The following is a 22,380-nucleotide window of genomic DNA, read 5'->3' on the forward strand; positions in this document are numbered from 1 at the left end:
GGAATGCGATTTCCGGAAGAAGCTCATATCGTATCAAGACTCGTGCTCGAGGCGGCGGATGAGATTCTCCGGATATATCGTAGCGAATTCTCGGTTCGAGAAAAAACGAAAGGAGACCCGGTAACCGAAGCGGATCTCGCCGCCAACAGAATCTTGGTTGAAGGAATTCGTCAAAAATTCGGCGATCCCGTTTTTTCGGAGGAAGAAATTCTTCCCTTCGATCAAGAGACTCATCGATTCGGACGAGTATGGATTTTGGATCCGATTGATGGCACCCGCGAATTCGTAGCAAAAAATCCGGAATTTGCGTTGAGTTTAGGTCTCGTTCGGGAAGGAAAACCGATTTTCGGCATTATCATGAACCCTGCTAGCGGTGAGTTTTTCTGGGGAAGGGAAAACGTAGGAGCGGGGTACCAAGTTCTAGAACCGCCTTTTTCAAGCAAAGAGATCGATTGGAATCTTTCTCATAAGTTTTTAGAAGATGCCGAAATCCCTTCTTTGAAGGAAATTTTAATTTCAATTTCGGAAACTAAAGCCGGGCTCTTCGATATGACAAGCTTCGGAACCCAATATAGGACTAAGTCTAAGGGTTCTATCGCCTATAAATTGGCGTTAGTGGCGGTCGCCAAAACGCCGTTAACTCTTTCCTTGAGACCCAAAAATGATTGGGATATCGCGGGAGGCATCGCGATTCTCCGAGCCTCCGGTGGATCGGATATAGAGATAAAGACAGGATTGCCCTTCGATTTTTTAAAATCGAAATTAAGCGTGGGGCTTTTGGCTGGAAAGAGAGAGCTGGTGCAAGAATTTTGGAAGGATAATGGAACCAGACTCCAAGGTTCCGTTCGTGAAAGTTGGTAAAAATATCTCAAACAAGGAAGTTTGTTCATTTTGAAGGGAAAGCGAAAGACCGTAAACGCCCGTCCGGCGCAAAAACCGTTTGTTATAGGAGTGGATGCCAGACCGTTGTCGACTCCCGTTTCAGGTGTGGGCAGATTGATCTCAGCCACTCTAAAAGGCTTCGAAGGAGATCCTCGTTTCAGTTTTCGTCTTTTTTTAAACCGCCCATTGCATGAGAGCCACTCCGGTTTGGCAAAACTATCGAACGTAAGCGTGGAGGTCGGACAAGGCTATCTCGCCAAAAAAGGAGGACTCTATTTCGCTCTCGCACTCCCTTGGCTTTTACGTCGGAACGGAGTCGATCTCTTTTGGGGAACTCAGCAAGTTTTACCGCCATTCTTTCCGAGTAATATTCCCACGGTACTTACCTGCGTAGATTTCGTGATTTATAAATTTCCGAATACGATGAGACGGCTCGCCTGGTTCCAGCAAGCTTTGTTAATCCGCTGGAGCGCCAAACGAGCGGATAAGATTCTTCCGATTTCAAGGGCGGTGGGGGACGAAGCGAAATCGTATTTTAAAATTCCGGAAAGTAAAATTTCGGTTGTATATCCCGGTTACGACCCCGAGGATATTCGACGTACTCCCGCCAAGCCTCCTACGAAACGAGTCGCGAATCTTCCGTCCAAATTTTTTCTTTCGGTATCTACGGTAGAACCTAGAAAGAATTACGCTTTCTTAAGACAGGCATACCAAGAATATCTAAAGATAGACGGTAAAAAACCTCGACTTTGGGTGCATGCGGGTAAAGCGGGATGGGAAAACCCGGAGTTAGTCGGGGCAATGCGAGCCGAAAGCGAATCGGGTAAAATGCTTTGGATAGAAGCGCCGTCCGACGAGGAATTGCATTATTTATATTCGAAGACCGATTTATTCCTGTTTCCTTCCTTATATGAAGGTTTCGGGATTCCTTTAGTGGAAGCATTGGCGCATGGAAAACAGTGCTTAGTCGCCGATTTGCAGGTTTTTCATGAAATAGGAGGAAAATCGGTCGTTTACGAAAGCACGAAGGATCCTAGAAAATGGGCGGATGCGCTTCAGCGCTATTGTATCAAACCTTGGAAATTACAGAAGCCTAATTTAAAGAAATTTGAAATGCTTCATTCTGCAAAACTGACCGGGGAGGTTTTTCTGGAATTCCTAAAAAGTAAGTCGAATTAGGATTTTCCGAATAGCCTCCGTAATATTCCGGTCTTGACCCGTTCCACCGTTCCGGAAAAAACGATACCTCGATCCGATTTCCAGAGAATATGCATTCTATTTTTATCCAGCGCCTGGAAGAATACCTCTTCCTTGTCATTAGGAGCGAATCTGAATAAATCCTCTTTCCTTTCCCAATCCGATTCGTTCCATCCCACTCTATCGTGAGCCGCCGAGGATTCGGATGAATTCACTTTTAAGGAGAATCCATTTTTGCTCGACCATTCGCAGTAGGCGGTCGGAAATATTTGCTTCGAGTCGGAAAAAACGGGCAATGCCGCGATTCCTTTTCCGGAAAAGCGAGATCCTCCCAAATAATCTTCAAATTCTTGCAAGGATAGAAAGTAATTATAAATCGAATCGGACACGAGTAAAAACGATTCTTCCATTTTACGAGTCACGGCCGCCTTGGCAAGGAGGATCGCGTCCCATTGGGGGAAACCAGCGGATTTAGCTTGAAGGTGCTTAGGGATTGCGCATTCTGGAGAGGATGAGCTTTAGACTTCTCTCCGTTTTTTCTCTCCTAATCTTTTTCGGTTTAATTCCATCTTCCTGTTCCCGGGGAGAAGAGGCGGCGATTTACAAAATAGCACTCCAAGATTGGGATGGTCGATCTCACCGGCTCTCCGAATTCCAGGGACAGCTTCTAATTCTGGATTTCTGGGCGAGTTGGTGCGAGCCTTGTAAAAAAGCCGTGCCGGTAGTCGAAGCCCTCAAAGACGACCTTCATGCTCAGAATGCCAAAGTTTTAGGCGTAAATACGGAAAACGATTTAAGCATACTTGAGATCAAGGAGGCCGCTCAGGAGTTCGGGATGGATTATCCTAGCCTCCTGGATCCCGACTGGAAATTGGTAAACCTCTTAAAGATAGAGGGCCAGCCGGCCCTTTTCGTGTTTAGTAAATCCGGAAAACGTTTACATTTCCAATACGGAATCTCCGAAAAAGATCTCCCTGTTTTGCGAGGACGTTTGAGAAATTGGCTCGAATCTCCCTAAAACCACCAATTATGCATAACGATACCCATAAATAACTCTTGATCTCTTCGATAAAGCCCTAAAAAAAAGGATTTATCTCTAGGGTTCGCCATTTATCCTGGGGACCGTAATCGGGTTCCGCCGGAAACCTAAAAAAACCCCATAGTAAAAATCAGGAGAGTTACGATTCATGGCTGAGAATCTCGCCCAATTGTTCAGTGAGACTGCGGAGAAATACAAGGACCAACCTGCCTTCTATTCCAAGGATGCTCATAAACAGTACCATCCGGTCACCTACGGTCAGTTGTACGAGTACGGTTTAAACCTTGCCGAAGCATTGATCGACTTAGGAGTCAAGGCCCGGGAACATGTCGGACTCTTAGCAGATAACAGGATAGAATGGATTATCGCCGACTATGGAATCATTCTTTCCGGAGCCGCGGATGTGCCTCGTGGTACCGACATTACCGATTCGGAAATCGTTTATATCGTGAGCCATTCGGAATCCGAAATTGTCTTTATCGAAAACGATAAAATGCTTGAAAAATTCAATCGGAATAAATCGCAACTAGCAAAAGTAAAAACCATTATTATCATGGACAAGGATTCTAATTCTCCCGGAGTTCTGAAGTTGTACGATCTGATCGCAAAAGGCAAACAGCTTCGTGCGGGCGGATCTCGAAAGGTAGAAGAGAGAGTCGCAGGAATTAAACCAGAAGATTTATTCACTCTTATCTATACATCGGGTACGACAGGTCTTCCCAAAGGAGTTCAGCTGATGCACTCGAATATGATGCATCAGGTATTGAATGTCACTCCGATGCTGAAGATTAACGCCGAAGCGAGACTACTTTCGATACTTCCGGTTTGGCACGTTTTCGAAAGAGTAGTAGAATACGTATGCATTAGTATCGGCGCGACAACCTATTATACGAACGTTCGGGACCTTCGTCAGGATTTGGCAACGGTAAAACCCACCTTCATGGGATCTGCTCCTAGACTTTGGGAGAATATTTACAACGGGATATATACCCGTATCAACGACCCGGGCCAAACTCCTGCTTTTCGTCGAGCCTTATTTAAATTGGCATATTTCTTTTCCGATAAGAACAACGCATCGACTCGTTTTCTTTCCGGAAACGAGGTGGATTACCACGGTCGTAATCCCGTAAAATCTTTCTTTTACGGGATCCTGATGGTCATTCAGTATCTGCTGACCGGTCCGTTTACCCTAAGTATAATTACCGCAATCGCGGCGTATACGCTTGCCCCCACTTCGTTCGGGTATTTAAGTTTTCCGTTATATATCGTTTCCGGTTTGGCTTTATTTCTGAACAGTGTCGCCTTGGATAAGGTCGTTCTCTCCAAGATTAGAACTGCGACAGGAGGGAATCTTAGAGCCTCCATTTCCGGTGGAGGGGCGCTTCCTCGGCATGTGGACGAATTTTTCAATAATATCGGAATCAACGTGTTGGAGGGATATGGAATGACCGAGACTTCTCCGGTTCTTTCGGTTCGTACTTTCCAAAAATTGATAATCGGTTCCGTAGGGAGCATCGTTCCGAAGACGAGACTTCAGATTCGAAACGATAATAACGACGTGTTAACCGAAGTGGACGAGGGCGGTCATATAACCCAAGGCAAACTCGGTCGAAAAGGCGTAGTCTTCGTGAAGGGGCCCCAAGTTATGAAAGGTTATTTCAAGAACGACGAGGCCACAGCCAAGACCTTAGTCGACGGTTGGATGAATACCGGCGATATGGGAATGATCAACTTTAAGAGGACGTTAACCTTAACGGGTAGGGCGAAAGATACCGTCGTGCTTCTCGGCGGAGAAAACGTAGAGCCGGTTCCTATCGAAAACAAATTGCAAGAGTCTCCGTACATTAGCCAGTGTATGGTGATCGGACAGGACCAGAAAAACCTGGGCGCCATTATTATACCCGACTTCGAAAAATTGGGTGAATGGGCTAAGGAGAACGGAATCGATGTTGCCGATCGGGAAAAATTAATCGAAAATCCTAAGATAATCGATTTTTACCGCAAAGAGATCAAGAACTTGAACAATGCTAAGAACGGGTTCAAGTCTTTCGAGCAGGTCACCCCGTTCTTCCTCATTACCAAGCCGTTCGAAGTCGGCGACGAGTTAAATAATATGCTTAAGATGAAGCGTCACGTGATTGCGGAAAAATACGCGGATAAGATCAAGAAGGTTTATAGCGACAAATAAGTTTCACGATCCCGTTTTCCGGAAGAATGCCCGTGGATTGTTCCTCGGGCTTTTTTTTACCATCCCGTTTTTTCGGTCCGTCCGATAGATAAAGTATGATTCAGTCTTTTATTCGGCAACCTTCCGTATTCGAACCCTACGGAAATTCGGACTTGTACGCGTTGGACAATTTGTATTTTTCGCCGTTAAAAAGCGCCGAAGTTTGGGACTTTTCGAGACTCACGGAGTTTTCGCCGTTGGGCTTGGCTTTCCTGCTGGTTCGGGGCGAGATGACTTCGAAAATCGAGGAGAACCATGTCCTGAAAGTTCAGGGACTCACTTCCGGTTTTAAAAAAGGAATCTGCCTCATAGACGGAAAGGAAGAAATAAAGGGAGTCGAATTCGATGCGTTTTTGCCGACCGTTTTAGGAAATTTATCCTCATTCTTATATTCTAGGTCGATGGATCGGGATTCGGAAGAGCTTGTAATCCCGATTCTTCCCGGAGACGGGTTTAATTTTCTAGGAAGCTGGAAGGGAAAGCGATACCTTTCGATGTTTCGTGCGGGAGATTCGACCACAAGGGACATTCCCGCGTTGCTGAAATGGATTTCGGAACTATCGGTAAAATCCAACGCGAAAGGCAACTTTTTTCTTCGTACCGAAAAACAGTCGTACCTACATTTCTTAAAACCGAATGAGGGATTGGGTGGAGTTTTCTTACAGGAAAAAGAACAGATACATTCGCCATTTTTGTTTCTTTCTCTGGATTATCGACAAATTACGGAAGAATAAACCTTTGCCGAGTTGGATTAACGGAGAAGTCTTTTCGTTTTACATTCTACTCTAAATGTTTGCTAAAGAGGAAGGCTTCGATCGCTTCGTAGTCCTCCAATTCCGAAAGTTCCATGACTTTTCGGACTAGGAACGTCGCTTGCTTGAGTCCGGTAGAAGCGAGAATATTCCGAATACTTCCCACAAACGGTAAGGACACCGACAATTCGCGAAAACCTAAACCCAATAATAAGATCGTAAACGCCGTGTCGGATGCAATCTCTCCGCAAATGCTCAACGGTTTTTCATATTTCCAAGCAGTCTCTACAACTTGCGTTAACGAACGTAAAAAGGAAATATGAAACGGATTATAAAGATTCGAAACGTTTACATTATTGCGATCTACCGCCATCAAATACTGAAGAAGGTCGTTGGTTCCTACCGAAAAAAAATCCACTTCCTTTGCCATTATATCCATGGCGGAAACGGCTGCCGGAGTTTCTACCATCACTCCTAATTTAAGTTTTCGATTGAATCGTTCCTTTTGACTCGATAATTCTTTTTTACATTCTTCTATGAGCTCTTTCGTTTTTCGAATTTCCGAGAGGTTTGTGACCATAGGAAGTAAAATGCTCAAATTTCCAAAAGCGGAAGCTCTTAAAATAGCGAGGAGTTGTTCCTTAAACCATTCAGGATTTTGTAAACTATAGCGGATTCCACGATTTCCGAGAAAGGGATTCTCTTCGAATTCTCCCGTCGAAAATTTATCGGCGCCGATATCGAAGGTCCGGATACAGACCGGATTCGGATCCAGTCCCTCGGTTATCCTCTTGTACGCCTGAAATTGCTCTTCCCCCGAAACGTTTTTGTCCTGGTATTTTAGGAATAAAGATTCGGATCGAAAGAGTCCCACTCCGTCGACTTCCTGTTTCTTGGCCTGTTCCCAGTCGGTATCGGATTCCAAATTGCATTTTAACCGGATTCGAATTCCGTCCTTAGTGATCGCTTTCTTCTGCTTTTGAAATTTACTCTCCGAAGGAAGTGGAGAAGACGCCCCGTAATATTTTACTTCCTCGATGGTAGGCATACGGACCATTTGGCCGTTTTCGCCGTCTAGGAAAACATACTCGTTATCTTTTACGCTTCCGTAAAATTGTTTTAAGCCGACGATGGTCGGTATGCCGTAATTTCTAGCGAGTATCGCCATATGGCCGGTCTTCCCGCCCAGGTCCGTAGCAATCCCTCGTATTCTGCTTTTATTCATCAAGATCATTTGAGAAGGAGTTAATTCTCGAGCGACGAGGATGACGTCTTCGGATAAATCCGCTAAGAACGAAGCCTCCTCTTTTTTGTCCAAAAGATTTTCCAGGATCCTATTAGAAATGTCCTGCAGGTGATCGACTCTTTCCCGAAAAAAATGATCCTCGATTTTGTTAAACTTTTCGGCCCATTCGCGTATCGCGTTTTCTACCGCGAGAAATGCGTTTTCTCCCTGCTTTTGAATCCGATCTTTGAAGGAAGTGTTTAACATGGGATCTTCGGTCAAAACGACTTGGGTTTCCAGAATCGCTTTCATTTCCTTGGATTCCGCCTTCTGATTCAGCTTATTTACAATTTCCTTAAGTTCTTTGCGGGACAAGAGAATCGCTTTTTCTAAGCGTTCTAACTCTTTCGGAATCTCGGATTCGTGGATATAGGCTCCATGAGCCAGATGTCGTTTCTTAGTTCCGATTTTTACGCAGCGGCCGTAAAAGCGTCCCGGAAATGCGATGATTCCAGGATAAGTCGTACGTTTACTGCTGTGCAAATTCATAAGAAGGAAATTCCGCGAAGATTAGGAATATATACGAATTCCCGTAAGGACAAGCTTTTTTAAAGGAGTTTTCTGTGGACTTTACAAGACGGAAATTCTCTCCCGGTTTCGGTTCCGGAAGGGGGAATCGCTAAGCCATCGGACCGGGCTGGAATTCGTCGAGGAAGAAAAACCCGTCTTATGTTCGGGTCTTCTTCCCTAAACGACCGCGGTCTTTCTTTTGAATAGAGGAATACGACGACTCTTGTATTTGCCTAGCTCGTTTCCTGTTTCGGAACTCATTACTAGTTTGGCCATCGATACATCCAGAGCATGGCCCGCTTTAGAAGCTAAATAATGCCCAATGATCGGTCTTCCGGCAATCGATAGATCACCGACCAGATCTAGGATTTTATGTCTAACGCATTCGTTTTCGTACCGTAAGGATTCGTTTAAATAACCGTCTTGCGTAAGTACGATTGCGTTATCTAACGAGCCTCCCATCGCGAGCCCTTTTGCCTGTAGAGCCTCTACGTCTTTCAAGAATCCGAAGGTTCTGGCTGGCAGGATTTCCTTTTTGAGTATTTCGCGATTAAGATTGATTGTGATGTTTTGGCCTTTCAGGAGGGGATGCGGGAAATCGATCGTATAAGTTATTTTCCATTCCTGACTCGGTAGAATTACGAGGTATTTGTCTCCATCCACGACCCACATCGGGTTTTTGACATAGATCGGCTCTTGTACTTCCTCAAATTCCGTATATCCGGTGGCTTCAAATGCCTCTAAGAAAGGCAATGCGGAACCGTCCATGATCGGGACTTCCACGGAATCGATTTCCAGGATCATGTCCGTTATCCCTAAAGAAAAAACGGCAGCCATGAGATGCTCTACCGTTTGTACTCGATGGAGTCCGTCTCCCAATGTGGTCGCGTTACTTGTATCGACTACATTGCTTAGCTCTACCGGAATGGAGGCCTTATCTTCTCCTTTTCTGTATTCAAATAAGATCCCCGTTCCAGAAGCGGCAGGGTGAGCGACAAGATTGACTTCTTTTCCTGAATGCAATCCGATCCCTTTAATTCTAACTGTTTCTTTAATTGTTTTTCTATGTTCCGTGAAATTCATCGGTTTCCTATCCAGATCGTTTCTATCTGGGTCAGTTTTTGGCTTCATCGGGGGGTATTCTTTATTGCCAGCCATACCGTGGGTCGAATAAAAAATAGCCCTTTAGGATTAATAAAGCAACTTCCATGCCATGAGACGGTGAAAACTCTAGTAAAAAAGGGGCTTAGATTGAGGTTTGAGATATTACGAGACATAATTTGTAAGAAATTTCTTTAATTTTGTCTCATTTTTACAACAGTGTTGTTTTCGGGAGACAGAATTCCGGGCGCCCCTTTTATAGAGATTGCGTTTATCTAGTTGCCATAGTACTAATTTAGCATTCCGCGGGAATTCGGATTTTCTGAGTGCAGATCCGATTTTGAGCCCTTTTTATATAAGATTCGACGCACTACCAGGGCAATTCCTCTCCAGTCTGGTGGAAGAATTTACCGCTGACTTGTAGGGACCAGCTTTCTATTTGCCTAAACAAGCCTTCAGCGGCTTCCCGAGGAGGGATTCCCTGGCGACCGGTCATTTCGGTTGCAACCATTCCGGGATGTAAAATTGCGACAGAGATTTTTCTAGACTTCAGGTCTTTGGATAAGGAAACTGCGCCTGCATTTAAGGCAGCTTTCGACATCCTGTAACCATAGTAGCCTCCGGAGCTATTTTCGCCGATGGAACCCAACCGACTCGTAATAAAGGCAATTTTTGCTCCATCCTTTATCTTTGGAAGAAGCGAATGAGTCAATTGGAGAGGACCCAACGCATTGACTAAGAATTGCGTTTCCACTTCTTGAAAATCGATACTATCTAGGTTATCCGGTATCAAAATTCCGGCATTATTGATCAATAGATCCAAATGATTGCCGGAAAGGGAGTTTGATAGGGAGTCGAAGTTCCTACAATCGGTTAAATCCAAGCCTTCGAAGATAGGCACGCCTAATCTGCGCAGGGGTTCGGACGCTTTTCTACAGGCCGCCAATACTTCGTAGCCGTTCTCCGAAAAAATTCGAGCCAACTCTAGCCCGATGCCGCGATTTGCTCCGGTTATCAATGCATGTTTCATTGGAAAGACCGACTCTATGGAACGTTTCTAAAAGAAGAACGGTTACGAGGAATTCCGAATCGGGTTGACGATTTAGGAAATAACTTTCAACCTGCCGCGATATGCAATACCAGATTACCCACAAACCATCGTTCTCTCTATTGAAGCTTCGATTGGGCCCAGGTCAATCTATTAAATCGGAAGCTGGAGCTATGGTTTACATGAGTTCCGGGATCGGAATTGAAACTAAAATGGGAAGCGGCTTTCTTTCCGCTCTTTCTCGGAAATTCCTAGGCGGAGAATCCTTCTTCTTCAATACATATACCGCGCCTAACACCGGAGGCGAGATCGGACTGGCCCCAGAATTGCCCGGCGATATCGTAGAATTGGATATGAATGGGAAAAAGATTTTAGTTCAGGCCGGGGCTTACCTTGCATCGGATGACGCCGTTCAAATCGTTTCCAAGTTCGGAGGCCTCCGCTCCCTTTTAGGAGGAGAAGGTCTCTTTCTTTTGGAACTTTCCGGAATTGGTAAGGCGTTTCTGAGCGCCTATGGGTCCATTTTTCCGATCGAAGTGCAGGGGGGTTACACGGTCGATACAGGCCATATTGTAGCGTTCGATTCTTCCCTGCAATTTACGGTAGGTAAAGCCGGAGGAAGTTGGAAATCCACTTTATTCAGCGGGGAAGGCTTAGTGGCGAACTTTACCGGAAATGGAACTCTTTGGATACAAAGCAGAGTACCATCCGGTTTTATAAGCTGGCTAACCCGTCTTTTACCCGTGTAAGAATGTCAGTATCGATAGGACTTAACAATGAACATTAATATCTTATACAAGCCATCCTATAGTATTGCGAAAGTGAATTTGGAGGCGGGGGAATCCATCAAAGCCGAATCCGGTGCGATGATGAGCATGAGCTCCCATATCGGGATTGAAACTCATAAGGCCCAGAAAGGCGGCTTTATGAAATCGCTAAAGGCGGCGTTTTTAGGCGGAGAGTCATTTTGGATGAATACGTTTTCCGCGTCCGAACCGGGAGAATTGCTCCTAGCTCCTACATTACCGGGCGATATCGAAAGTCTGGCTTTAGACGGAACCGTCTTCGTTCAATCCAGCTCTTTTTTGGCCTCCTCACCTTCGATCGATATGGATACGAAGTTTCAAGGAATGAAAGGGTTCTTTAGCGGTGAATCTCTTTTCTTTTTAAAACTTTCCGGAAAGGGGACGCTGTTAATAGCGAGTTACGGGGGTATAGAGTTGCTTGAAGTTGACGGCGACTTTATAGTCGATACCGGGCATATTGTAGCGTTCGAGGAAGGCTTAAATTATAAAATCGCTAAGTTCGGCGGCTGGAAATCCTTTTTCTTCGGAGGAGAGGGACTCGTGGCAAGATTCAGCGGAAAAGGAAAACTTTGGATACAGACCAGAAATGTTCCGACTCTGGGCTCTTGGTTCCGGTCGGAACTCCCTCCTAAGAAAAGATAGAATAGAGAGAAGCATTATGAAACATGAAATATTAGCTAAACCCGACTTTCCGCTATTAAAAATCACATTAGAAAACGGTGAATCGATTCGAGCGGAATCCGGAGCGATGGTGGCGATGGCTCCCAACGTTAAAATGGAAACAAAAGCCGAGGGCGGCATTTTTGCTTCGGCAAAGCGTGCATTGCTGAGCGGCGAATCTTTTTTCCAGAATACCTTTTTTGCCCAAGGAGGAGCGGGGGACTTATATCTTACCTCCGAAACACAAGGCGATTTAGAATACCGAGTCTTAAAGAACGAAGAGCTTATCCTTAGTCGAGGAGCCTATGTAGCCGGTTCGACCGAACTTACGATCGATAGCAAATGGGGAGGGTTTAAAGGTTTTTTCTCCGGGGAAGGCCTTTTCTTTTTGAAAGTAAGCGGAACCGGTGACCTTTATTTTTCAAGTTTCGGAGCCATACACACCGTCGACGTAGACGGAACGTATATCGTCGACACCGGGCATATTGTCGGTTTTGAAACCACTCTGGATTATCAGATCGATCGCATTGGAGGATTAAAATCTCTTTTCCTCTCCGGTGAAGGACTGGTCGCTAAATTTTCCGGAAAGGGAAGATTGTACGTGCAGTCTCGGAACCAAAATTCCTTTGCATCCTGGGCCGATAGTTGGCGTCGCGTAGAAAAATCTTCCTCAAGTGATTAAAGCTTTCAGAGGACAGAGGACAGAGGAAAAATCCAGTGTTAGGGGAGTTTCCGTGTTCTATAGAAAGATTCCTATGCTGCAATAGATCTTTCCTCTACCTCTGATACTTTCCCAACTCTAGCAGCTACTGTCTTCAGTCCTCTGTCCTCTGTCCTCTGTATATCCGATGACGTCCATAAATGCCGAGACGGAAAAGACGGCCTTACCCGGTCCCGGTTCGCCATACCCTGGAGGAACAGGTAAATTATATTTTTCAAATGTACTTTTCCAAACCGTCAATAGTTCGCAAAAATATTCGAGAGGTGGGCCCGGTTGAGTGCCTAGTGTGGTATATGGCTCCGGGCACCAGGCCGTAAAGCGGGGCATAATCCCTTTCGACATAAAGAAATCCAGACCCTCTGCGGTCGAGGCAACCGCTTCTCGAACGGTCTCAAATCCCCAGGGTTGAGATAACTCCACTCCACCGACAAAGTTAGGAATCACATGAGAAGGACCGAAAACCTCGGCAGAATCTACGATTCTTCGAATCCATGTATCGCGACCGATATAAGACTCTTTGCCGGGGCAGATTTTTTTAAAAAGTTCTTTATCCCATACTTCGTAGTTAGGGTGATAAACTTGAATGCCTGCGTCTTTAAATTTTTGACAATCTTCTTTCTCCCAGGCTTGAGATACTATCTTCCCCATCCATCGTCCGGGGAACTTATCTTCAATCGCTTTTGCATATTCCAAATAGAAATCTATTTCATTCTTTTTCTTCAAAGAAGTGATAACGGATCCGCCGGTAATCGTATAAACTTTTGCGATCTGATCTTCGGAATCGATCCAGGATAATACCTCCAAGAGATCTTCGACATCTTTGACGCCGGTGTATGGTCGACCCGCATTTTTCTGCTGACGATAATTATGGTTTATATCGCAGTAAGCGCATTCCTCTTCCTTTCCAAAATATTGACAATTTCGAAAAACGGTTAAGTAGATTAGATAACCCCATTCGATTACGGGTGCGATTTCTCCGGGGAGCTTTCCCGATTTCGTTTTATGTCGGTACCAGGCCGGTTTCGGCGGATATTCTAGATGGCCCAGGAACGTATCATTCAGGAAAAGTCCCGGCGAGCCTTCCTTGCTTTGTCCCGGTGCGATTCGTTTTACTTTATAAGGAGAAGTCGGATTATTCCGGGTAGAGATAACGGTAGGTAATAGATTAAAATGTCCTCCAGCCAATTTTATCTCTTCGGGAGCCTTCGAATCGGCTCCTTCTTTTAAGTCGGCTAAAGGAATATGATCGAAAGAAAAGATGAAATAATCTTTCGTCTTATAGTCTTCCCCGACTAAAAAAGATTCGGGTAGAAAATGAATCCCCTGCCTAAGAATGTCCTGTTTTACGATGGCTTCCAAAGGGATCGTTCTATATTTTCGTTCCATCTCCTCGAGCAATGCGATTGAAGATTCGGGGCGTACGGTACTTCTAGCGTTCATCTTAACGACAGACTGTTTTCCTTAGGAGTTTTGGCATCTAGTTTTTCCGTTTTTTCACGTTGACCTTAGCCTATTTCGAACGAAGATTTTCTTATGTTCCGCCTTTATCCGATATTTCGAGTTCTTTCCGTATTTTTACTATTTACCTCAATTTTACATTCAGTTGAAACTAAGAAGAAAAAGAGAGAAGTTCCCCCTAAGCCGACCAAAGCGATCTCCTGGAACGACCTAACTTGGAAGGTTGTTGCGAGCGGGTTTAAGGAACCGACTGATATTCAATTTCTTCCCGGTCAGCCCCGGAATTTCGTAGTGTTGGAAAAGAAGGGTAAAATCTGGCTGGTGGATCTTATTTCGGGAGAAAAGAATCTCGCAGCGGACTTTACCGGGAATGTTGAAACCAGATCGGAGGAGGGACTTTTAGGCTTAGCCTTCCATCCGGATTTTTCCAAAAATCGTCGTTTTTACATAAATGCAGTGTCAAAAGAATCCGGCAAGGATCAGACCCTGATTCTTGAATTTCTTTGGGAACCGCAAAAAATTCTTTCCTGGAAAGATCGAAAGCGTGTTCTACTTCGAGTCGATCAACCGTACTCGAATCATAATGCCGGTCAACTGGCCTTCGGCCTGGACGGAAAATTATATATAGGCTTTGGAGATGGGGGAGCGGCTAACGATCCTTTTTTGCACGGACAAAATCCGAATACGTTTCTCGGAACCCTGATTCGAATCGAACCGAATCTCGAAACTTTTGGTCCGGCGTACAGGGTTCCTAAGGACAATCCATTCCTCGGGAAGTCGGGATTTCTTCCGGAAATTTGGGCCTATGGACTTCGCAATCCATGGCGGTTTTCTTTCGATTCCAAGACCGGAGAATTATACGTAGCGGATGTGGGACAGAACGAATTCGAGGAAGTGGACCGCATTGAAAAAGGAGGGAATTATGGGTGGAATAGTAAGGAGGGATTTCATTGTTTCCGAAATAATCCGGAATGTAAAAGGCCCGGTTTACTAGATCCCATATTCGAGTATGACCACCAGGTTGGACAATCGATTACGGGCGGTTATGTATACCGAGGAAAACTACTACCGTTGTTAGATGGGTTGTATATCTTCGGTGATTTTGTAGCGGGCGTTATCTGGGCTCTGCCGATAGAAAATGACAAAAAAGGTACTGTACGCAAACTCTTTAAAGTCGGGTTTCCCGTTAGCACATTCGGTCAAGATTCCGCAGGCGAAATTTATTTTGCCGATTTTAATGGTGGAAATATTTATCAATTAGTAAAAAAAAATTGAAATAAATTGAAAAACCTATTTCTTTGAATGTTAACCCATATAGATCGGACCGCCTCCACCGCGGATCCGGTTAATCTCGATCAAGGATAGGGGTATGAAAAACATCATTTCCGTTGCGTCGGCCGTCCTACTGGTCGGTCTGTTAGCATCCGGAGCTTGCAAAAAGCCTGCCGAAAACGCAGAAGCTGCGAACGCAAAACAGAGCGAACCTACGGCAATCATCGTATTTAGCGTTGGAGAATCAAAAGTTCAACACGCTGATCTAACCGAAGAAAAGGCAGGTTTAGGAGCTTCTCTCAAATCCGGCGACAAGCTTGTAACCAAGTCTAAGGCAAAAGTCGATATTCAATTTGCGGACGGTTCTGCAGTCAGAATTTCCGAAAATTCCCAGTTAGAATTTGCCGCTTTGGCATTGGACTCTAAGGGAAATACGGACACCCGTCTCGCGCTGGTTTCGGGAAAAGTTTTCGCAAAAGTCAATAAAGCAAGCAAAGACGATCAGTTTTCGGTTATCACTCCAACCGCTATCGCCGGTGTTCGTGGAACTTCCTTTCTCGTAGATCGTACAAAGCCGGATAGATCTGTCATAAAAGTTCTGGAAGGCTCCGTTGCGGTTGCTCCTCGCGTAAAAGCCTTAGAAGGCATGAGCGACGAGGAAATCGAAGGAAATTCCGATCTTAAGAAAGTGCAGAGTTCCTTGGATAAGGCGGAGATCATTTTGGAGAAAAACGAATCTTCCCTTGTAAAAGCGTCTGATAAGACGTTCGGAACCAAGGATGCTTCCAAAATTGCCAGTTTGGATAAAGAGATTCCGAAGGCGGTTACGAAACTTTCCGGATCCGGTATTTCCAAGTCCGAAGAGCAAGAAATCAACACGATCGTTACTGTTGATAAAGGAACGGCAGAAAAGATCGTAAAACTAAACGAAGAGTCTTCTTCCGGTAAGCTTGATGAGCAAGCAGCGGCCGTAAACGAGTCGGAAAAGAAAAAGATCGAAGCCGACTTAGCTAAACGCCAGGAAGACGAAGTAAAACGTTTCAAAAGCGTGTTAGTTTCGGCTCCTAAAGATCTGAAAACCAAACAAGATCTAGTGAATTACTACGAGAAACTTGAGAAGATCGTCATGGCTGACGGAACTTCATTTATCGGAGCAATCGTAGACCAGCAAGGAAGCACGATGATTGTGCATACTGAGCAAGGTATCAAAAGAATCAACCAAGCTGATGTGCAAGAGGTCGTTTACGATTTCCAAACCAAGACCAAACTCTAAACTGCAAGCTTAAAGAATGGTGGAAAAATCCCGGTGAGTCAAAATTGACCTCCGGGTTTTTTCTTTTCTAGGGCCTTATGTCTGCTATACTGAATTATCCGTCCTTTTTTCGGAAAATAATGGGAACTCAGTTCTAGCGAATTTATGAATATTTGCTTCGTTTTTGACAGGATCGAGTTAGAAATTTCGATTATTTACCGTCTAAACCCGAAAAAGGATCTGCGCGTATCAAAATAAAGGATTTTCTAATTTTGAGAATCCGATACAGTCGACTCCGATATCTAAAACACCATCGTAGAATTCCAAGGAGATTAGAATGACGGGTGCACCCCCAATCCGATTGATTGCCATTTGCTTACTTATCGTTTCAACTGCGGCCTCCGCTCAGAATACGGAAGACGACGAACCCGAACGACAAACAACGCCTAAATCGCAAACCCAACCTTCGACCAAATCCTCCGGCGGATCCACTAAGAATGCGCCCAAGTCCGAAGGAGGTACCTCCGGAAAAAAAGCCGACGCAGATGAAAAAGCGGGCACTACTCCGGACGTTTACGTTAATTCAAAGATTAAATTCGAACTAACCTCTTCCGATGACGCATCGAAAGTCGACTTTGTCGAATATCGAATCGGGGAGGAAGAATACGTTACTTATACCGCTCCTATATTCATTGCTAAGGAAGGGCTCGTAAAGGTAAGTTATAGAGGCGTTGATAAGGTCGGAAATAAGGAGAATCCTAAAACTCTACTCGTTTTGGTCGACAACACCCCTCCGACTCTCAAAATAAATCCGAGTCAAACCGTCTTTTCCGCTAGGGACCAAAGCTACGCTCCTAAGGAAACGACTTATACCATCGCGGCGACGGACAATCTTGCCGGCGTAAAAGAAGTCAAATTTTCCGTAAATGGGGGAGAATTTAAAACGTACGATAATCAACCGATACGCTTGGATAAATTAGGAGTAAATACTCTTAAATATTTCGCTACCGATAAATCCAATAATACTTCTCAAGAGGGAATCTATGTGGTCACGGTCGATTTTGAAAAACCTACCGTTCTGATTGCGGAAACGATTCCGTTAGTGGCCGTGGAATCCAAATTATATACTAAAAAAGGAAATTCGTTTTCTTTGAAAGGGAATGATACCTTTTCCGGAATTAAGCAACTATTGGTCAAGCTTGACGGCGCGACGGAATGGGCGGTTTATAAGGATGCCTTTACCGTAACGGCACAAGGCCAGCATTCGATAGAAGCAAAATCGGTGGATAACGTCGGCAACGAAAGTGAAGTACAAAAACTGACGTTTATTCTGGATCTAACTCCTCCCGAAACGAAAATTCGCCAAGTGGATACGAAATCCGAGTCGGCGAACCCTTCCAACGCGAAACCCGCCGGGAAGTAAGTAATCTTTCTTTTGGATCGAATCGCTCCTAAAGATAAAAGCCCCGGAAATTCGGGGCTTTTATCTTACGATTCGATTATGAATCCTTAGCTTAGTTAGCCTGAATTTCTCTCTTTTGCGTCTAAATAATTTTCCCAGAGCTTTAGGATGCTGTTTATGGTATCTTCCATATCGAGTATCATCATTTTGTGATGGTACTCGACCAGCAATTTCCCTTTACCGAATTTTCTGATTTCGGCCCATTCTACTCGAAATCCTTTTATTAGATTTAGCGAATTTAATAAAAGGTCCTTAATCTCGGCCTTAGATAACGGACCTTCCTTTTTTGACAGATAGGAAAGAAGAGAATGAAATAGAACCTTTTTTATCTCCCCCGAATCGGGGGAATTGGATGAGTCTGAATCCGCTATTCTATTTAATTTTCGTTCCACAGTACTTGCTCGTCAGCATGATAGGAACTTCTTACCAGCGGTCCCGAGAAGACGGATAAAAAACCCAGGCTTTTTCCGTATTCCTTCAAATCTTTAAAAATATCGGGGTGGACATATTCCTTTACCGGATGATGCGATGCAGTAGGTTGCAAGTATTGTCCGAGAGTCACCATCTTGACCCCGGAATTTCGCAAATCTCCGAGCGCTTCTTTGACCTCTTCCAAAGTTTCTCCTAATCCTAAAATCAGGCCGCTCTTCGTGAGGAATCCTCTTTCGGAAGCGTGTCTTAAAACTTGTAGGGAACGATCGTATTTTTTTGCGGGTGCGATTTCGGGAAATAATCGCTTAACGGTTTCCAAGTTATGATTGAAAATATCCGGTCTGCAGGAATAAATTATTGATAAGTTTTCTTCTCTGGCTTTAAAATCCGGCACTAGAAGCTCGATCTTACACTCGGGCAGTCTTTGACGGATTAATTCCACCGTTTCCTTGTAATGATGGGCTCCTCCGTCTTCCAAGTCATCCCGATTTACGGAAGTAATTACTACGTGCCTTAACGCGAGAGCTTTAGCGGACTCCGCAACTCTCAGAGGCTCTCCAGCATCTAGTGAAAGAGGCTTGCCGAAAGGGACATCGCAATAGGCGCAGCGTCGAGTGCAGATATCTCCGGCGAGCATATACGTGGCAGTTTTCCTGGACCAACAATGATTTAAATTAGGGCAGGAGGCACTCTCGCAAACCGTGTGTAATTTACTTTCCTCCACGAGTTCTCGAACTAACGAAACGGAATTACCTGTTTCTCGAAATGGAAGCCGAACCTTTAGCCAATCCGGTTTTTCCGGAGCCGGGATATTGGACGAAGTTCTAGGTTTTTTTTTGAGAGGGTTCACACTCTATAGCCTGTCCGGTTCCTCAAGAAAGGTCAAGTGTTTTGGGTAGCCGGATTGTCCCCCCATACTTAATCTGGAATGAATTCGGGTGGCAACACTCATAGGACGGGCCCGTTTTGGGAGAAAAAGACAGAGGGCAAAAACCGGAACTTTCGGAAGAACGGGATGGGATTAGAATCAACCGATTCCTTGCCGATTGCGGCTTTGGTTCTAGACGAAAAGTGGAAGAATTGATCCTGAATGGAAACGTATTCTTAAATGGAAAATCGGTTCGAGATCTAAGCACTCGAATTCGCCCGGGGAAGGACGAAGTTTTTGTAAGGAATAAAAAGGCGATTCCTAGGCAGGGAACGGTTTTCCTAGCCCTCAATAAGCCGGCGGGTTATCTTTGCTCCCATGGAGACCGATTTCATAACCATACCGTCTTTGAATTATTACCGAGCAAATACGGACAGCTTGCGATCGCAGGTCGTTTAGATTTGGATTCGAGAGGTCTACTATTACTTTCCGACGATGGAGAGCTCGTACACCTCGTAAGCCATCCTTCTCATTCTTCCGAAAAGGAATATGAAGTATCTTTGCAAGAACCTATTTCGGTCGGCGAAGCGGTGCGCCGTTTTCGAGAAGGAATTGTGGACGAGGGGGAAACCTTAAAAGCAGAATCCATTCTTGCGGAATCAAAAGGCTCCGAAGCGTCCCGATTTCGAATCATTCTCCGGCAAGGTCGAAAGAGACAGATTAGAAGAATGTTCTCGGCGTTGGGAGGGAGGGTGACGGACCTTCAACGTGTGAGAATCGGAAATTTACGATTGAAAGAATTGGGGATACGAGAGGGGGAATACACACTCCTGGATCCTCAAAAATGGAGACCATGAACTTTACAAGCTTAGAATTCTTATTTTTCTTCGGCTTCGTTTTCCTAATCTATTGGAATCTTCCGGACCGGTTAAAGAGATATTTTCTTGTTTTAGCCTCTTCCTTATTTTACGCATTCGGCTCCTGGCAGTTCTTATTCCACCTCTGGGCGGTAATTCTCGTTAACTGGATATTTATTCGGTTCTTTCTAAAGAAAAGTTGGTTTTTGCCGATTTCTATCGGATTCAACGTTTTGAATTTAGCCTTCTTTAAATACTTCTATTTCTTAGCCGATCTTGTCGGCGTTGCATTAGGTATCCAGGAGTTGCAGAGCAAAACGAATTTGGATGCCCTTGTTTCTAAAGCGCTGGGATGGGCGGGCTTCGAAGTAATTTTGCCTCTTACGATCAGTTATTATACGTTCCAGTTAATTTCACTTGCCGTAGATAAGAAAAAGGGATCGATATCCGAGGAGATAACGATTTCCCGGATCTCCTCGTATGTGCTTCTGTTTCCGATAATGATTGCCGGACCCATTTTGAGATTTTCTGATGTTTCCACGCAATTCGATTCTCCGAGGATGTCTTCCGAAGACATGGTCGACGGCTTATGGTTGGTCCTCTTCGGATTATTGAAGAAATCCGTTCTATCCGTTTTAATGACCGGATCGATCTTTCCCGTTTTCGGAGAACCGGCTATCTTTTCCGGCTGGGCCTTACTTCGTACTATTTATTTTTTTGCGATTTATCTTTACTTGGACTTTTCCGGATTAACGGATATGGCCAGAGGGATAGGCCGATTACTAGGTTTCCAGCTACCGCAAAACTTCAAGGCACCTTTTTTCATGAACGGTTTCGGTGATTTTTGGAGAAGATGGCATTTAACGTTTTCATTTTGGATTCGGGATTACCTGTATATTCCGCTCGGTGGATCTAGATTGGGAACTTTGAGGACCTGCATCAATTATCTGGTCGCTTTCGGAATCGGCGGTTTGTGGCATGGGGCAAATACGAACTACTTACTTTGGGGTTTATTTACGGGAGCATATCTTTCGATCGAACGTGTCTTTAAGGATCTTGGAATAAAGCTTTTTCCGGATATTCCGTACGTGAAACGAATCGTAACCTATCTTTTCGTTCTACATATTTATTGTATTTCGTGGATCTTATTTTTTACTCCCACCGTCAGCACCGCTTTTGACGCCGTCGGACGGATTCTTACTTGGGCTCCCGGACAGGATTTCCCGAACGCCGAACCCTGCGTGTTCGCTTTGATCGTTGCGATTTTTTTTCATTGTACCGAGGAGTGGCCGGAAAAATTCCGGATTCCGGATAGGATCAAGGCTTTCACTTTGCCTCTCGCATGGGTTCTGATTTTACTGGCTTTACCCAACGGCAATGCGGACTTCTTTTACGGGCAATTTTGAGAAAAGACTATGAAACGTATTTTTATTTATTATCCCTTTCTCTTTTTACTGTCGCTATTTTGTGCGGATAAGATTTTCACTCTCGAATATTTTCGCGATTCATTTTATCAGGACGGAAATCCCGTCTACTATTCCCAAAGAAGATCCTTGTTTCAAAGAATGTTAAAGGATCCGAAAATTCGGGAACGAAATTTAGCGATAGCCTTCGGGGACTCTAGAGCGTATCCTTATTCGGAAAAAGCACTCGAAGAGAAAATGAGAAAGGATTGGGTTCTCTATAATTTTGCTGGACCTCAGGCCGTTCCGGCATACGGGTTATATTGGTTGAGAAAGACGGTTCAGGCCGGAGTTAAGCCGAAAACGGTCTTTTTTGTCGTGAGTCCTGAGGCCTTCGACGATTCGAAGGGTTTACTGTACGAACCTTTCTTACGTCTGGGCGCGGATGCGGAGTTCATTCACGCTTATTGGAATCATTTAACTATTTCTGATAAATTGGATATACTCAAGGAAAGGATCTTCGTTTATAGAAAAGTGAAGCCGAGCTTCAAACTGTTTTGGTCGAGATTAATTTCCGGAAATTTGGACGAATACGATCCTGCATTCAACGACGAAAGAATCATCTTGGACATGACCAACGGGGAGCAAATGGCGTATGCGACCGCGACCAACAATCCGAAAAAACTCGCAAAAGACGCGATTCGCCTAAAGAGCATTTACCTTTCCGGTTTTACAGTGTCCGATACGCAATTTTTCTTTGTGGAAGAATTCTTAAAACTCTGTAAGGAAAATGGAATAGTCGCATATATCGTATGGCCGCGCGTGTATGACGGTTATCGAAAAGGATATTACGAACTGGGTCTGGACAAAATTTGGTGGCCAAGGGTAACGGAACTCGCAAATAAATACGATGCACGTTCCGTGGACATGAACGTCGCAAATTCATGTGATAAGTATTACGATGCTTCCCATCAGGATATCTTCTGCATAGTGGATCAAATTCGGCTTTTAATGAACGATTATTACGGAAAATATAAGTTGCCTAGATAATTCGAAAACAGGCGGCTTATCTGAAATAGGGCTTCTCGATTTATCACCTGGTATAAAAAAGCCCGCAAATTTTGCGGGCCTTGACGTTACATCGAGAT

At 44.6% G+C, this 22,380-nt stretch carries 21 protein-coding genes; 14 read left to right on the forward strand and 7 right to left on the reverse strand.

What is annotated here, in order from left to right; all coding sequences use genetic code 11:
* The first annotated feature begins 3 nt into the window (after positions 1-3).
* Both LEP1GSC047_RS13540 and LEP1GSC047_RS13545 read left to right on the forward strand, forming a co-directional pair.
* Complete coding sequence (locus LEP1GSC047_RS13540) at positions 4-861, forward strand: 3'(2'),5'-bisphosphate nucleotidase CysQ family protein (protein WP_010419083.1); 858 nt, start codon at positions 4-6, stop codon at positions 859-861.
* Between the two features lie 30 nt (positions 862-891).
* The gene (locus LEP1GSC047_RS13545) at positions 892-2,061 is read left to right on the forward strand and encodes a glycosyltransferase family 4 protein (protein WP_020988837.1); all 1,170 of its coding nucleotides are present in this window, start codon (positions 892-894) and stop codon (positions 2,059-2,061) included.
* Here LEP1GSC047_RS13545 and LEP1GSC047_RS13550 read toward each other — a convergent pair.
* Entirely contained in the window at positions 2,058-2,489 is a 432-nt protein-coding gene (locus tag LEP1GSC047_RS13550; RefSeq protein WP_010419090.1) for a hypothetical protein, read from the reverse strand. The two genes, LEP1GSC047_RS13545 and LEP1GSC047_RS13550, sit on opposite strands and share 4 nt — an antisense overlap.
* A gap of 101 nt (positions 2,490-2,590) precedes the next feature.
* On the opposite strand from LEP1GSC047_RS13550, the gene LEP1GSC047_RS13555 reads away from it, so the two are divergent.
* The 3 genes from LEP1GSC047_RS13555 to LEP1GSC047_RS13565 all read left to right on the forward strand — a co-directional run bounded on the left by LEP1GSC047_RS13555 (position 2,591) and on the right by LEP1GSC047_RS13565 (position 6,079).
* Positions 2,591-3,097 carry a TlpA family protein disulfide reductase gene (locus tag LEP1GSC047_RS13555; protein ID WP_010419092.1) on the forward strand — a complete coding sequence of 169 codons (507 nt, stop codon included), beginning with the start codon at positions 2,591-2,593 and terminating at the stop codon, positions 3,095-3,097.
* 169 nt (positions 3,098-3,266) lie between these two features.
* Positions 3,267-5,306 (forward strand): AMP-dependent synthetase/ligase, encoded by a 2,040-nt coding sequence (locus LEP1GSC047_RS13560; RefSeq protein ID WP_010419095.1) that lies wholly within the window; start codon positions 3,267-3,269, stop codon positions 5,304-5,306.
* 95 nt (positions 5,307-5,401) lie between these two features.
* Complete coding sequence (locus tag LEP1GSC047_RS13565) at positions 5,402-6,079, forward strand: LIC11631 family protein (protein WP_010419097.1); 678 nt, start codon at positions 5,402-5,404, stop codon at positions 6,077-6,079.
* Between the two features lie 46 nt (positions 6,080-6,125).
* Here LEP1GSC047_RS13565 and ptsP read toward each other — a convergent pair whose 3' ends face one another.
* The 3 genes from ptsP to LEP1GSC047_RS13580 form a co-directional block, all read right to left on the reverse strand.
* Positions 6,126-7,871, reverse strand: a complete 1,746-nt coding sequence (gene ptsP, locus LEP1GSC047_RS13570) for a phosphoenolpyruvate--protein phosphotransferase (protein ID WP_010419099.1) — start codon at positions 7,869-7,871, stop codon at positions 6,126-6,128.
* Between the two features lie 198 nt (positions 7,872-8,069).
* A complete protein-coding gene (gene lpxC / locus LEP1GSC047_RS13575) occupies positions 8,070-8,975 on the reverse strand; it encodes a UDP-3-O-acyl-N-acetylglucosamine deacetylase (RefSeq protein WP_010419101.1) in 906 nt (301 codons plus the stop codon).
* Between the two features lie 388 nt (positions 8,976-9,363).
* Complete coding sequence (locus tag LEP1GSC047_RS13580) at positions 9,364-10,023, reverse strand: SDR family oxidoreductase (protein ID WP_020988835.1); 660 nt, start codon at positions 10,021-10,023, stop codon at positions 9,364-9,366.
* Between the two features lie 101 nt (positions 10,024-10,124).
* On the opposite strand from LEP1GSC047_RS13580, the gene LEP1GSC047_RS13585 reads away from it, so the two are divergent.
* Genes LEP1GSC047_RS13585 through LEP1GSC047_RS13595 form a run of 3 tightly spaced genes read left to right on the forward strand, consistent with a single transcriptional unit; the run spans position 10,125 to position 12,189 of the window.
* The gene (locus LEP1GSC047_RS13585; protein ID WP_039935072.1) at positions 10,125-10,790 is read left to right on the forward strand and encodes a TIGR00266 family protein; all 666 of its coding nucleotides are present in this window, start codon (positions 10,125-10,127) and stop codon (positions 10,788-10,790) included.
* Between the two features lie 27 nt (positions 10,791-10,817).
* Positions 10,818-11,489: a TIGR00266 family protein gene (locus LEP1GSC047_RS13590; protein WP_010419108.1), complete on the forward strand. Its 672-nt coding sequence runs from the start codon at positions 10,818-10,820 to the stop codon at positions 11,487-11,489.
* 16 nt (positions 11,490-11,505) lie between these two features.
* Positions 11,506-12,189, forward strand: coding sequence for a TIGR00266 family protein (locus LEP1GSC047_RS13595; protein WP_010419110.1), 684 nt, complete (start codon positions 11,506-11,508; stop codon positions 12,187-12,189).
* A gap of 117 nt (positions 12,190-12,306) precedes the next feature.
* On the opposite strand, the gene LEP1GSC047_RS13600 is transcribed toward LEP1GSC047_RS13595, so the two are convergent.
* Complete coding sequence (locus LEP1GSC047_RS13600) at positions 12,307-13,668, reverse strand: radical SAM protein (RefSeq protein ID WP_010419112.1); 1,362 nt, start codon at positions 13,666-13,668, stop codon at positions 12,307-12,309.
* Positions 13,669-13,761: 93 nt separating this feature from the next.
* Here LEP1GSC047_RS13600 and LEP1GSC047_RS13605 point away from each other — a divergent pair, with 93 nt between their 5' ends.
* From LEP1GSC047_RS13605 to ompL47, 3 genes are all read left to right on the forward strand, one after another.
* A complete protein-coding gene (locus tag LEP1GSC047_RS13605) occupies positions 13,762-14,961 on the forward strand; it encodes a PQQ-dependent sugar dehydrogenase (RefSeq protein WP_010419117.1) in 1,200 nt (399 codons plus the stop codon).
* 94 nt (positions 14,962-15,055) lie between these two features.
* Positions 15,056-16,231: a lipoprotein LipL45 gene (locus LEP1GSC047_RS13610; RefSeq protein ID WP_010419119.1), complete on the forward strand. Its 1,176-nt coding sequence runs from the start codon at positions 15,056-15,058 to the stop codon at positions 16,229-16,231.
* A 316-nt stretch (positions 16,232-16,547) separates the two neighbouring features.
* Positions 16,548-17,633, forward strand: a complete 1,086-nt coding sequence (gene ompL47 / locus LEP1GSC047_RS13615) for a multi-beta-barrel domain surface protein OmpL47 (protein ID WP_020988838.1) — start codon at positions 16,548-16,550, stop codon at positions 17,631-17,633.
* 95 nt (positions 17,634-17,728) lie between these two features.
* Here ompL47 and LEP1GSC047_RS13620 read toward each other — a convergent pair whose 3' ends face one another.
* Both LEP1GSC047_RS13620 and lipA read right to left on the reverse strand, forming a co-directional pair.
* Positions 17,729-18,064, reverse strand: coding sequence for a hypothetical protein (locus LEP1GSC047_RS13620; RefSeq protein ID WP_010419121.1), 336 nt, complete (start codon positions 18,062-18,064; stop codon positions 17,729-17,731).
* The gene (gene lipA, locus LEP1GSC047_RS13625) at positions 18,049-18,954 is read right to left on the reverse strand and encodes a lipoyl synthase (RefSeq protein WP_010419123.1); all 906 of its coding nucleotides are present in this window, start codon (positions 18,952-18,954) and stop codon (positions 18,049-18,051) included. Before lipA ends, LEP1GSC047_RS13620 begins: the two co-directional genes overlap by 16 nt.
* A gap of 116 nt (positions 18,955-19,070) precedes the next feature.
* Here lipA and LEP1GSC047_RS13630 point away from each other — a divergent pair, with 116 nt between their 5' ends.
* The 3 genes from LEP1GSC047_RS13630 to LEP1GSC047_RS13640 are packed head-to-tail and all read left to right on the forward strand — an operon-like array spanning position 19,071 to position 22,282.
* Positions 19,071-19,829 carry a pseudouridine synthase gene (locus LEP1GSC047_RS13630; RefSeq protein ID WP_010419127.1) on the forward strand — a complete coding sequence of 253 codons (759 nt, stop codon included), beginning with the start codon at positions 19,071-19,073 and terminating at the stop codon, positions 19,827-19,829.
* Positions 19,826-21,235 (forward strand): MBOAT family O-acyltransferase, encoded by a 1,410-nt coding sequence (locus LEP1GSC047_RS13635; protein ID WP_010419129.1) that lies wholly within the window; start codon positions 19,826-19,828, stop codon positions 21,233-21,235. The genes LEP1GSC047_RS13630 and LEP1GSC047_RS13635 overlap by 4 nt, the downstream gene beginning before the upstream one ends.
* Before the next feature lie 9 nt (positions 21,236-21,244).
* Positions 21,245-22,282 (forward strand): DUF1574 domain-containing protein, encoded by a 1,038-nt coding sequence (locus LEP1GSC047_RS13640; RefSeq protein WP_010419133.1) that lies wholly within the window; start codon positions 21,245-21,247, stop codon positions 22,280-22,282.
* The last annotated feature ends 98 nt before the right edge of the window (positions 22,283-22,380 follow it).

The organism is Leptospira inadai serovar Lyme str. 10 (genome assembly GCF_000243675.2).
Taxonomy (GTDB): domain Bacteria; phylum Spirochaetota; class Leptospiria; order Leptospirales; family Leptospiraceae; genus Leptospira_B; species Leptospira_B inadai.

Excerpts from the sequence above, each read along its gene's own strand:
- LEP1GSC047_RS13550 (WP_010419090.1), bottom strand. The coding sequence starts at position 2,489 with ATGGAAGAATCGTTTTTACTCGTGTCCGATTCGATTTATAATTACTTT.
- LEP1GSC047_RS13635 (WP_010419129.1), top strand. The coding sequence starts at position 19,826 with ATGAACTTTACAAGCTTAGAATTCTTATTTTTCTTCGGCTTCGTTTTC.
- LEP1GSC047_RS13595 (WP_010419110.1), top strand. The coding sequence starts at position 11,506 with ATGAAACATGAAATATTAGCTAAACCCGACTTTCCGCTATTAAAAATC.
- ompL47 (WP_020988838.1), top strand. The coding sequence starts at position 16,548 with ATGACGGGTGCACCCCCAATCCGATTGATTGCCATTTGCTTACTTATC.
- LEP1GSC047_RS13610 (WP_010419119.1), top strand. The coding sequence starts at position 15,056 with ATGAAAAACATCATTTCCGTTGCGTCGGCCGTCCTACTGGTCGGTCTG.
- LEP1GSC047_RS13605 (WP_010419117.1), top strand. The coding sequence starts at position 13,762 with ATGTTCCGCCTTTATCCGATATTTCGAGTTCTTTCCGTATTTTTACTA.
- LEP1GSC047_RS13560 (WP_010419095.1), top strand. The coding sequence starts at position 3,267 with ATGGCTGAGAATCTCGCCCAATTGTTCAGTGAGACTGCGGAGAAATAC.
- LEP1GSC047_RS13585 (WP_039935072.1), top strand. The coding sequence starts at position 10,125 with ATGCAATACCAGATTACCCACAAACCATCGTTCTCTCTATTGAAGCTT.
- LEP1GSC047_RS13555 (WP_010419092.1), top strand. The coding sequence starts at position 2,591 with ATGAGCTTTAGACTTCTCTCCGTTTTTTCTCTCCTAATCTTTTTCGGT.
- LEP1GSC047_RS13580 (WP_020988835.1), bottom strand. The coding sequence starts at position 10,023 with ATGAAACATGCATTGATAACCGGAGCAAATCGCGGCATCGGGCTAGAG.
- lpxC (WP_010419101.1), bottom strand. The coding sequence starts at position 8,975 with ATGAATTTCACGGAACATAGAAAAACAATTAAAGAAACAGTTAGAATT.
- LEP1GSC047_RS13540 (WP_010419083.1), top strand. The coding sequence starts at position 4 with ATGCGATTTCCGGAAGAAGCTCATATCGTATCAAGACTCGTGCTCGAG.
- LEP1GSC047_RS13640 (WP_010419133.1), top strand. The coding sequence starts at position 21,245 with ATGAAACGTATTTTTATTTATTATCCCTTTCTCTTTTTACTGTCGCTA.
- LEP1GSC047_RS13565 (WP_010419097.1), top strand. The coding sequence starts at position 5,402 with ATGATTCAGTCTTTTATTCGGCAACCTTCCGTATTCGAACCCTACGGA.
- LEP1GSC047_RS13600 (WP_010419112.1), bottom strand. The coding sequence starts at position 13,668 with ATGAACGCTAGAAGTACCGTACGCCCCGAATCTTCAATCGCATTGCTC.
- LEP1GSC047_RS13590 (WP_010419108.1), top strand. The coding sequence starts at position 10,818 with ATGAACATTAATATCTTATACAAGCCATCCTATAGTATTGCGAAAGTG.
- ptsP (WP_010419099.1), bottom strand. The coding sequence starts at position 7,871 with ATGAATTTGCACAGCAGTAAACGTACGACTTATCCTGGAATCATCGCA.